Origin of the sequence: Salegentibacter agarivorans, assembly GCF_900113135.1 — a bacterium.
GTDB lineage: Bacteria > Bacteroidota > Bacteroidia > Flavobacteriales > Flavobacteriaceae > Salegentibacter > Salegentibacter agarivorans.
In genome coordinates, this window is the sequence record NZ_FOOH01000015.1 from 102,474 (window position 1) to 113,276 (window position 10,803).

Sequence of the window (10,803 nt, forward strand, 5' to 3'; positions counted from 1 at the left end):
TCTTTTTAGTTCTGTTATTCTTGTGATTCCAAAGTTGAAGCAAACGTATCCTGTTCACTCAACCATTCGTTATAATCTTTCTCGCTTTCAACAATAATCTTCATCTGCATATTGTAGTGCGCGTCACCACAAATCTTGTTACAAAGCAGGAAGTAATCAAATTCGTAGGAATCTAATGGCGCTTCTCCTTCTGCCATTAAAGCCTCGCTGTTATCTTTTCTAATTTCATTAATGGTTTTTACTTTATCTACCATATACTCTGAATTCCTCATTTCTTCAGTAGTAATATCTGGAGTAAAAGCAAACTGGGTAACCATACCGGGTACTACGTTCATTTGAGCTCTAAAGTGAGGAAAATAAGCAGAGTGTAATACATCCTGAGATCTAAATTTAAACAATACTTCCTTTCCTACTGGGAGGTGAAGCTCTGTTGTAATCTTATCATCATCTGCATAAGGATCATTCTCATTTAATCCTACAGTGTTTATCCCTTCAATAAAACGCACGTTAGCTTCCCCTAAAGTATTATCTTCTCCAGCGTACCGGGCTTGCCAGCTAAACTGCTTGGCATAGATTTCAACAACAATGGGATCATTATCTTCACTAATATTCATAATATCACTCCAGGTAAATAATCCATAGATTATTAAACCTGCAAGAGTAATTACCGGAATAATAGTCCAGATAAATTCAAGTTTATCGTTATCGGCGAAAAAGAGTGCTCTTTTCCCTTTTTTCCCCTGATATTTATAAGCGAACCAGTGTAGCAAGGCCTGGGTAATAACCTGCACCACCATAATAAGTCCGATGGAAATAAACATTAAAGTATCTACCTGGTTTCCATGTTCTGAAGCAGCTTCTGGAAGGTATAATTTACTCCAATGCCAAAAGCTATAAGCCATACCTACATAGATAAAGATCATAAACCAAAGCATTAGTTTGGCTTGTTGTCTATTATCGTTGTCGTTAGCTATTTCAGAACTCTCGGCTCCCGGCCCCTGAGACATCTGAAAAATCTTAGACATTTGCCAACCGGTAACGGCCAAAAGGGCTAATACTATTATTACTAAAAATACGGTCATTTTATAAGTTCTTCTTTAAACAATCAAATCTTTTATTAATAGTGGAAATGTTCACTTTCCTTTATAAATGGGTTGCGTTTAGCAAGTAACGGAGCTTTAGTTAGCGCGCTAAAGACCACAAAAGTAAACAATCCTCCAAAGAAAAGTACTGCACTTATCTCAGGAATTCCAATAAACCATGATTCTCCCACAGTTGCCGGCATTACCATATTAAATACATCAAGATAATGACCTATAAGTATAACGATACCCGTCATTACCACAAACCAGTTTACTCTTTTATAATCACTATTCATTAATACAAGCAATGGGAATAGGAAGTTTAACACTACCATACCAAAGAATGGTAACCCATAATTTTCAATCCTACTAATAAAGTAAACTACTTCTTCTGGAATATTTGAATACCAAATAAGCATAAATTGTGAGAACCAAAGGTAGGTCCAGAAAATACTTATACCGAACATATATTTGGCCAAATCGTGGATATGGCTATTATTAACAAATGGTAAATAACCTCTTGATTTTAGATAAATACTTACTAAAGCAATTACAGTAATTCCTGAAACGAACATACTTGAGAATACATACCATCCAAATAAAGTACTAAACCAGTGCGGATCTAAACTCATAATCCAATCCCAGCTCATAATAGATTCTGAAATAAGGAAGAATACTAAAAATCCTGCTGCAAGTTTAAAGTTCTTTTTAAAGTAATAGTTATCTGTTGCCTCATCTAATCTTCTTGAGTTTCTTACTAAGAAATGTCTAAATAAGAACCAACCAGCTAAAAATATGGCTGCTCTTATTAAGAAGAAAGGTACATTTAGATATGCTGTTTTATTTTGAATAATCTCATCGTGCGCTACAACTTCAGGATCCATCCATACAAATAAATGGTTCAAATGAAAACCGGAAAGTACTAAAAGTACAAACATAATGATCCCGCCGGGAACAATGTAAGCCGAAATGGCTTCCATAACCCTAAATAAAACCGGAGACCAACCTGACTGCGAGGCATATTGTAAAGCATAAAAAGCTAAAACACCTAAAGAGATCATAAAGAAAAAGAATGCTGCTACATAAATTGCCGCCCAGGGCTTATTCTGCAATTGGTGTAATTTATGCTCAAGATGTTCGGTATCATGCGCGCCTGCTTCTGCAGCGTGATCACCCTCTGCATTTCTACCAGGCTCATCATCTAACAACATCCCGTGTTCCGCTTCAGCGAAGTTAGCTTCCCCTTCTTCGGCATGAGATGTTTCACCGTGATGCTCTTCTGCAGCCATCATTTCCCTAACATCATCCAAATTTGATGGCGCCTGTAAAAACCCAATCACGAGCCCAATGGCACCAACAATCATAAAAATAATTGCTGTTAATTTTAATTTACTGGATAGCGTGTACATATTTATAGATCTAAATGCTTTATTCTTAATTATTGTTTTGCTCTTCAGCGCCGGTTACAGCTCCTTCTCCCTGTACCTCTTCAGCATTTTCCTGAGCTCTTTCTACTTCTACTGGGTTTGCTTCGGCAATAGAGGCTTCTTTTACTTCTTCAAAAGGAATTTCTTCACCACCTTCTAACTCGTTCTTAAGATTCATCACATAATGCGTAATCTTCCAACGCTCTTCTTCACTGGTTTGCGAGGCATAAGAACCCATGGTATTTAATCCGTAGTAGATTACGTGATAAACACTACCTTCGGTAATAGCCCGCCCGGCATCATCGTAAGCTGGAACCCCAAGTATTTTCTCCCTTTCGGCAAGAATACCCTGGCCATCACCGTTATCTCCGTGACAAACTGCACAATATATGGTATATAATTGTTTTCCTTCATTTAGATTATCTTCTGTATAAGGCAACGGATTATTAAGGTTGGCTTTGGCATTTGCCATTCCATCTGGGGTATTTTCATAATCGTAAGGCATCCATCCTCTAGGGATAGAACCTTCTACAGGGAGTTTTGCTTCCTGTCCATTTTGAAAAATATCATATTCTCCATACGCCTCATAACCTATAGGCTCATACATATCTGGCATAAACTGGTAATTAGGCTTGTCGCTATCTGCACAAGACATTACAAAGCCCCCAACCAGGAACAATATTATCGCTTTATAGAACAAATTTCTCATTCTGGCTATTTATTATCTATTAATTTAATTTCAGCGGCACCGGTATCGTAAAGGAATTTGGTTAATTCGTCTACGTTATGATTTGCTGCATCTATTTCCATCAAGAACATATCATCGGTTGTTCTAACATCGGGATTTTCAGCTTGTTTAAATGGCCACAATTTACTTCTCATATAAAAAGTAATTACCATAAGGTGAGCTGCAAAAAACACGGTAAGCTCAAACATAATTGGCACAAAGGCGGGCATATTTTCAATAAAACTGAAACTTGGCTTCCCTCCAATATCCTGAGGCCAGTCTTCAATCATTATAAAATTCATCATTGCAACTGCAACTACAAACCCTACTACACCGTATAGAAAAGATGTTATAGCAAGTCTTGTTGGCGCAAGGCCCATAGCTTTATCCAAACCGTGAACAGGCATTGGAGTATAAATTTCACCAATATGATAACGGGCCTCTCTTACCTGCTTTACAGCTTGCAAAAGCAGGTCGTCATCATTATAAATAGCGTGTATAACTTTTGATGCCATCTTAATTACTTATTTTTTAGTTCAGTTGCCTGTGCTACCCAATCTTCACGTTGTGCTGAATTAGGGAAGTTCTCTATTACTTCATCAAGCAATTCAAAATCATCCTGGGTAAGTTTACTTACCTGAACATAGGTATAAAGACCTACCTGATGTAAACGCTGTTCAAGGAAAGGACCTACTGCCTTAAGTTTTTGTAGTTCGTCTGCCGTTTGATTCTCAGGATTAAATGAACCTGTTCTTTCTAACATTTCGTCTATTCTATCCTTTTGAACTTCAGACAGCGTTAATGCATCTGCATTTACCGTTTCATTATGCCCATCATTATCGCCTTCTTTATAAGCATCTTCATCATCCATTTTTTTATCAACCTTATTAGCGATATTCTGTTTAGGCTCACCTACATTTACAGGAGTATAATGTTTAACATCATCTCCATGCTGGGCTCTAAGCTTTTTGTATTTAGATCCAGATGATTTAAGTATTGTTTTTACTTCCGCTTGAGCAATTACTGGAAACGATCTCGCATATAAAAGGAACAATACAAAGAAGAATCCTAAGGTTCCAATAAAAATACCAATATCTACAAAGGTTGGAGAAAACATTGACCAGGAAGATGGAAGGTAATCACGGTGAAGTGAAGTTACAATAATCACAAAACGCTCAAACCACATCCCGATGTTTACCACGATAGAGATAAAGAACGAGAACATAATGCTGGTACGTAGTTTCTTAAACCACATAAACTGTGGAGAAAATACGTTACAGGTCATCATTGCCCAATAAGCCCAGGCATAAGGTCCTGTTGCCCGGTTAAGGAAGGCATATTGTTCGTACTCCACTCCAGAGTACCAAGCAATAACAAGCTCGGTAATATAAGCAACCCCAACAATAGAACCGGTGATCATAATTACTATGTTCATCAATTCAATATGCTGTATTGTAATATAATGCTCAAGATTAGAAACTTTTCTCATAATAATAAGAAGGGTGTTCACCATTGCAAAACCAGAAAATACCGCTCCTGCAACAAAGTAAGGAGGGAAAATTGTGGTGTGCCATCCCGGAATAACCGATGTAGCAAAGTCAAAAGATACAATAGTGTGTACTGAAAGTACTAATGGAGTTGCCAACCCGGCAAGTACCAAAGAAACTTCCTCAAAACGTTGCCAGTCTTTTGCACGCCCACTCCAACCGAAACTTAGAATTCCGTAGATCTTTTTATTGAAAGGAGTAATTGCCCGGTCACGAATCATTGCAAAATCGGGAAGTAAACCTGTCCACCAGAACACAAGCGAAACCGAAAGATAAGTTGATATCGCAAATACATCCCAAAGCAGTGGCGAGTTAAAGTTAACCCATAACGAACCAAATTGGTTAGGAATAGGAAGTACCCAATAAGCTAACCAGGGACGACCCATGTGAATTAAAGGAAACAAACCAGCCTGCATTACAGAGAAGATTGTCATCGCCTCTGCAGAACGGTTAATTGCCATTCTCCATTTTTGCCTGAATAATAAAAGTACAGCCGAAATTAGCGTCCCGGCGTGACCAATACCTACCCACCAAACGAAGTTGGTAATATCCCAGGCCCAGCCTACAGTTTTATTAAGCCCCCAGGTACCAATACCTGTGGAAATAGTGTAAATTATACAACCTACACCCCAAAGAAAGGCAACAAGGGCAATTGAAAAGACAATCCACCAGGATTTATTCGCCCTTCCTTCTACCGGCGCAGCCACATCCACGGTAACGTCATGGTAGCTTTTATCCCCGGTAACTAAAGGCTTTCGTATAGGTGCTTCGTAATGAGACATATCCTTTTTTAATTGATTTCTTTATTAATTTATTAAGCTTCTGTTGTATTCCTAACTTTTGTTTGGTACATCACATTAGGTTTAGTACCCACATATTCCAACAAGTGATACATTCTATCATCTTCTTTTCTATCGCGAATTACTGCTCCTTCTTTGTTAATATCACCAAAGGTCATAGCGCCTTTATCACAAGCAGCAGAACAAGCCGTTTGGAATTCACCATCTTCAATTTCTCTTCCTTCACGCTTGGCATCAAGAATTGTTTTCTGTGTTTTTTGAATACACATAGAACATTTTTCCATAACCCCTCTAGAACGCACTGTTACATCAGGATTAATAACCATTCTTCCTAGGTCATTATTCATATGGTAATCAAACTCTTCGTTTTGAGCGTAATTAAACCAGTTGAAACGACGTACTTTATAAGGACAGTTGTTTGCACAATATCTTGTACCTACACAACGGTTATAGATCATTTGGTTTTGCCCCTGTCTTCCGTGAGAAGTTGCAGCAACAGGACACACAGTCTCACAAGGAGCGTGGTTACAGTGTTGACACATTACAGGTTGGAATACTACCTGCGGATTATCTGCAGGCTCTTCCAATTCCCCAAATTCAGAAAGAGAACTTCCTAAACCAGAGATATTTTCTTTTTTATCAAGATCGTTTATAAAAGTATCTTCAGAAGAATAATACCTGTCAATACGCAACCAGTGCATATCACGAGATCTTCTAACTTCACTTTTACCTACAACCGGAACATTATTTTCGGCGTGGCAGGCAATAACACAGGCACCACAACCGGTACACGCATTAAGATCTATTGAAAGATTAAAATGGTGACCAATACTACGGTCAAAACCATCCCACATATCAACCTCAGGAGAAGTTACCGGTTTTTCAACGTGATCTAAAGAAACATTTGGAACAGAATTCCATTCGCTAACATTTCTTGTATTGAAAATTTCTAGCGTGGTTTCTTTTATAATATCTCCACGTCCCATTAAAGTATTGTGAAGCTGCACACAGGCAAATTCGTGCATTCCGGAAACTTTTTCAATAGTTACCGACTGCACAGCATTTAAATTCTTATATAAAGGATAAGCGTTTACACCTACCTGCATTTCTTTTTGCAATCCTTCTTTCTTACCATAACCAAGCGCAAGTCCTACTGAACCTTTAGCCTGTCCCGGTTGAATAATTACAGGAACATTATTAACGGTTGTGTCATCTACAGTTACGTTAACATAGCTTCCGTTTAAACCTCCATTAGAATCATTATCATTTTCTAAACCTAAAGCTTCAGCATCAGATTTAGAAACCGTTAGATAATTATCCCAGGATGCCCTGGTTAGAGGGTCTGGCATTTCCTGCAACCACGGGTTGTTAGCCTGTTGGCCATCACCCATAGATGGTTTTGTATAAAGCGTTAACTCCATACCTTCACCTTCTGCAGAACGTACCAATTCACTGGCCGCCGTGGTCACATTTATAGACCCGGAACCTTCAGCAGTTTCTACATTTACAGGCGAGGTTGCTCCAAAAACACCATCGTGAAGGGCAGTATTCCATGAAGAAATATTACCACTCCAGGTTTCTTTTATATAATCGTGGTAAGATTGATTATTATCTGTCCACTTCAACAAACAATCCTGAAATTGTCTGGTATCAAACAATGGTCTAATTGCAGGTTGCATTAAACTAAAGTTTGAAGTAGTATATTGAATATCACCCCAACTCTCTAAGTAATGAGGAGTCGCGGCTACATATTTACAAAGTTTAGCAGTTTCATCTGGGCTCATACTAAAGGCAAGAGAAACTTCTACATTTGCAAGAGCTTCAGCGAATTCTTCTCCATTTGGCAACGAATAAGCAGGATTTACCCCAGCCATCAACACTGCACCAACAGATCCAGATTTCATATCTTTTACAGCTTGCATTACCGCCTGAGAATTACCCTGGCGAATCATTCTTGCATTAGCGGTATCCATAACACCACTTCCAAGAGCTTCATTAATTGCAAGTACTAAAGCCTGCGCATTATCATCAGGAATTCCAGAAACCACAACAGCTCCACTTCCGGCCTTTCTTAATTGACGAGCCGCTTTTACAACCGCATCGTCAATTTTAGCAGGTAAATTGCTGGTAGAAAATCCACCTGCAACATATCCATAAAGCGCAGCCAAAACAGCTTTTTGCTGAGATGGTGTTACAGGAATACGCTTATCAGCATTTGCACCACTTAAGCTCATATTAGATTCAAACTGAATATGACGGGACATTTTGCCTTCTTTCGGCACACGACCTTTGGCATAGCCCGCATCATAACCACCACCCTGCCAGTCACCAAGAAAATCGGCTCCAACAGAAACTATGGTTTCAGCTTTAGAAAAATCGTAATTTGGTAAGGCACGTTGCCCGAATTTAGACTGAAATGCATTTAAAGCAGCATCTTCAGAAACCGTATCGTAAACAACGTGACGAACATTTGGATACTTTTCTGAAAACTCATTGATTAATTTTGTAGTTGAAGGACTGGCAAAAGTTTGCGTCATTAAAACAATATCACCAGAAACATTATTAAGGGCATTTCCAACCTCGCGGTCAAATTCTTCCCAGGAAACATTTCTTCCTTCAATCATTGGGCGTTTCACCCTATTAGCGTCATACATTGACAATACCGAAGCATGAACACGAGAGTTAACCCCGCTTTTAGACTTCGACAATTCATTATTTTCAATCTTAATAGGTCTTCCTTCCCTGGTTTTTACCAGTACACTGGCAAAATCAAAACCATCGGCAATTGTAGAGGCATAGTAGTTAGCCACCCCGGGAACAATACGCTCTGGCTGTACCACGTAAGGAATAGACTTAATCACAGGACCTTCACAGGCAGCCAATGAGGCCGCTGCTGTACTAAACCCAACATATTTTAAGAAATCCCTTCTTGAAGTTTTTGAACTTTCAAGAGAATCTTTATCCCCAAGAAATTCATTAACCGGAATCTCTTCAGCAAATTCTTTTTGTTGGAGCGTCTCAACAACAGAGCTGTTTTCATTTAGCTCTTCAACACTTTTCCAGTATTTTTTGTTTGATGACATATATATCTAGATATTAACTTCTTTATTAACCCCGAACACCCGGGAAAAAATTTTTAGTAATGGCATTTGGCACATTCAAGACCACCCATTTGAGCTACTGTAAGCTCCTCTACACCATACTTTTTAGACAATTCTTCGTGAATTTTCTCATAGTACTCATTTCCTTCCATTCTAACTTTGGTATCACGGTGGCAATTAATACACCATCCCATAGTTAAAGGAGCGTCTTGATAAACCACTTCCATCTCTTCGATTGGACCGTGACATTTCTGACATTGCACCCCGGCAACCGATACGTGTTGAGAGTGATTAAAGTATGCGAAATCTGGAAGATTATGAATACGAACCCATTTAACCGGTTTTTCCTCACCAGTATAATCCTGTTCTGCCGGATCCCAACCTACAGCATCATAAAGTTTTGCAATTTCACCGTCATAAAATTCTTTTGAATATTCAGCCGTAGCAGTTTCTGGAGCTACTTCTGAAATTGATTTATGACAATTCATACATACATTAAGCGATGGGATACCCGCCTGCTTAGATGTTCTGGCTGAAGAGTGACAGTATTTACAATCTATCTGATTATCACCAGCGTGAATTCTATGTGAATAATGTATTGGCTGAATTGGCTCATAACCCTGATCTACCCCAACCTGCATAAAGAAGCCGTAAGCAAACCAACCAATTACCAGTAAGCCAAAAACAGCACTTATTAAAACAAGGAATTGATTTTCAACGAAAGACTTCCAAATTGGTTTTCTTTTAGGTTTTTCAGGAACTACAACACCACTTGCCTGAGCAAAATTTCTAAGTGTTTTGTTTACGAGGAATAATACCGCAAGCAGCATTACCAGAACGAACACCAAAATTGCAAGAATAACATTTACCGATACACCACCACCAGAAGAATCTCCTCCACCTGACTCCCCACCGGTTTGCGCCGCTTGAGGTTCTGGTTTCGGCTGTTCTACATAAGCAAGGATATCATCAATATCAGCATCTGATAATTGAGGAAAAGCCGGCATTGCGGTTTGATTATACTCTTCGTAGATCGCAACGGCCTGGTCGTCTCCAGACGAAATTAAATCCTGGCTGTTTTTAATCCAGCGGTACAACCAATCCATTTCTCTCTTCTCGGTAACGCCGTGAAGAGCAGGACCAATACCCGCGGAATATGGTTTGTGACAGGCAGCACAAAGTGAATTAAACAGAGATTTCCCATTCGCAGGATCCCCGAGATCTGACGCAGCAGCTGCATCAGCTTCTGAAGATTCACCCGATGATTCATCGGTTTGCTCCTGGCCTTCCCCTGCGGCATCCTGAGAGGCCTCCTCCTGTGCAATTCCCAAAACGCTAAATGAGATAAAAAATGCTACACTTAAGAGCAATAGTCGCGAAGTTGAGTGGCGGTATTTCACCTTTTTCATATTATAAGTTGAATTAACGTCTTAACTTTGGTACGGTTTTTAAAGCCTTAAGCCTTAGTAATATTAACACTTTGTACCCTTAAATTCGGCAACAAAAGTAATACTTATAGTCGATTTTAGGAATGTTAGATAAGTGTTAATCGGTAATTTATATCAGTTCTAAATAATAAAACCAGGCTTGTTTAAGTTATTAAATTATACTTTTGCCTTAAATAAATAACTATGAGAAAATTAAGCATAAACAAAATACTCTTAAGTTGTTTTCTTTCAGGATTTTCTTTACTGAATTTAACAGCTCAGGAAGGCCAGATAAATATAAGTGAAGACGATAAGCTCTCTAAACTTTTGGAGTTAAAATCTGAAATGAGCGAGAATAATGAAATTGGAGACCGCTATAAGATTCAACTTTTCTACGGAAATAATGGAGAAGCAAACGAGGTAATAAAAGATTACCGAAGCAAATTTGAATACCCTTCACTAATCGCTTACGAAGCGCCTAATTATAAGGTTTGGGTTGGTAACTTCAGGAATCGTTTGGAAGCCGACAGGGCGCTTTTAAAAATAAAAGAAAGCTTCCCTTCTGCTTTTATTCCAAAACCCAGACGCAGATAATTCTTCAGCAAAAAATTAATTTAAATAGACTTTTAATTTATTTTAAATAAAACCATAATCAAGTAGGGTGAAGATAATAAATATTTGAGCATTTATTA

8 protein-coding genes are annotated in these 10,803 nt (G+C 38.6%); 1 reads left to right on the plus strand and 7 read right to left on the minus strand.

The window, feature by feature from the left end; translation table 11 throughout:
- Positions 1 to 14: 14 nt before the first annotated feature.
- Genes BM084_RS12260 through BM084_RS12290 form a run of 7 tightly spaced genes read right to left on the minus strand, consistent with a single transcriptional unit; the run spans position 15 to position 10,093 of the window.
- The gene (locus BM084_RS12260; RefSeq protein ID WP_093305053.1) at positions 15 to 1,082 is read right to left on the minus strand and encodes a cytochrome c oxidase subunit II; all 1,068 of its coding nucleotides are present in this window, start codon (positions 1,080 to 1,082) and stop codon (positions 15 to 17) included.
- 35 nt (positions 1,083 to 1,117) lie between these two features.
- The gene (locus BM084_RS12265; RefSeq protein ID WP_093305055.1) at positions 1,118 to 2,491 is read right to left on the minus strand and encodes a quinol:cytochrome C oxidoreductase; all 1,374 of its coding nucleotides are present in this window, start codon (positions 2,489 to 2,491) and stop codon (positions 1,118 to 1,120) included.
- 25 nt (positions 2,492 to 2,516) lie between these two features.
- Positions 2,517 to 3,218: a c-type cytochrome gene (locus tag BM084_RS12270; protein WP_093305057.1), complete on the minus strand. Its 702-nt coding sequence runs from the start codon at positions 3,216 to 3,218 to the stop codon at positions 2,517 to 2,519.
- A 5-nt stretch (positions 3,219 to 3,223) separates the two neighbouring features.
- Positions 3,224 to 3,751 (minus strand): DUF3341 domain-containing protein, encoded by a 528-nt coding sequence (locus BM084_RS12275; protein WP_075325644.1) that lies wholly within the window; start codon positions 3,749 to 3,751, stop codon positions 3,224 to 3,226.
- Positions 3,752 to 3,756: 5 nt separating this feature from the next.
- Complete coding sequence (gene nrfD, locus BM084_RS12280; RefSeq protein ID WP_093305059.1) at positions 3,757 to 5,565, minus strand: NrfD/PsrC family molybdoenzyme membrane anchor subunit; 1,809 nt, start codon at positions 5,563 to 5,565, stop codon at positions 3,757 to 3,759.
- A 32-nt stretch (positions 5,566 to 5,597) separates the two neighbouring features.
- On the minus strand, positions 5,598 to 8,666 hold the full coding sequence (locus BM084_RS12285) for a TAT-variant-translocated molybdopterin oxidoreductase (protein ID WP_093305061.1): 3,069 nt from the start codon (positions 8,664 to 8,666) through the stop codon (positions 5,598 to 5,600).
- Positions 8,667 to 8,719: 53 nt separating this feature from the next.
- Positions 8,720 to 10,093, minus strand: a complete 1,374-nt coding sequence (locus BM084_RS12290) for a c-type cytochrome (protein ID WP_093305063.1) — start codon at positions 10,091 to 10,093, stop codon at positions 8,720 to 8,722.
- Positions 10,094 to 10,315: 222 nt separating this feature from the next.
- Here BM084_RS12290 and BM084_RS12295 point away from each other — a divergent pair, with 222 nt between their 5' ends.
- Complete coding sequence (locus BM084_RS12295) at positions 10,316 to 10,705, plus strand: SPOR domain-containing protein (protein ID WP_075325640.1); 390 nt, start codon at positions 10,316 to 10,318, stop codon at positions 10,703 to 10,705.
- The last annotated feature ends 98 nt before the right edge of the window (positions 10,706 to 10,803 follow it).

Excerpts from the sequence above, each read along its gene's own strand:
- BM084_RS12295 (WP_075325640.1), top strand. The coding sequence starts at position 10,316 with ATGAGAAAATTAAGCATAAACAAAATACTCTTAAGTTGTTTTCTTTCA.
- BM084_RS12290 (WP_093305063.1), bottom strand. The coding sequence starts at position 10,093 with ATGAAAAAGGTGAAATACCGCCACTCAACTTCGCGACTATTGCTCTTA.
- BM084_RS12260 (WP_093305053.1), bottom strand. The coding sequence starts at position 1,082 with ATGACCGTATTTTTAGTAATAATAGTATTAGCCCTTTTGGCCGTTACC.
- nrfD (WP_093305059.1), bottom strand. The coding sequence starts at position 5,565 with ATGTCTCATTACGAAGCACCTATACGAAAGCCTTTAGTTACCGGGGAT.
- BM084_RS12285 (WP_093305061.1), bottom strand. The coding sequence starts at position 8,666 with ATGTCATCAAACAAAAAATACTGGAAAAGTGTTGAAGAGCTAAATGAA.
- BM084_RS12270 (WP_093305057.1), bottom strand. The coding sequence starts at position 3,218 with ATGAGAAATTTGTTCTATAAAGCGATAATATTGTTCCTGGTTGGGGGC.
- BM084_RS12265 (WP_093305055.1), bottom strand. The coding sequence starts at position 2,491 with ATGTACACGCTATCCAGTAAATTAAAATTAACAGCAATTATTTTTATG.
- BM084_RS12275 (WP_075325644.1), bottom strand. The coding sequence starts at position 3,751 with ATGGCATCAAAAGTTATACACGCTATTTATAATGATGACGACCTGCTT.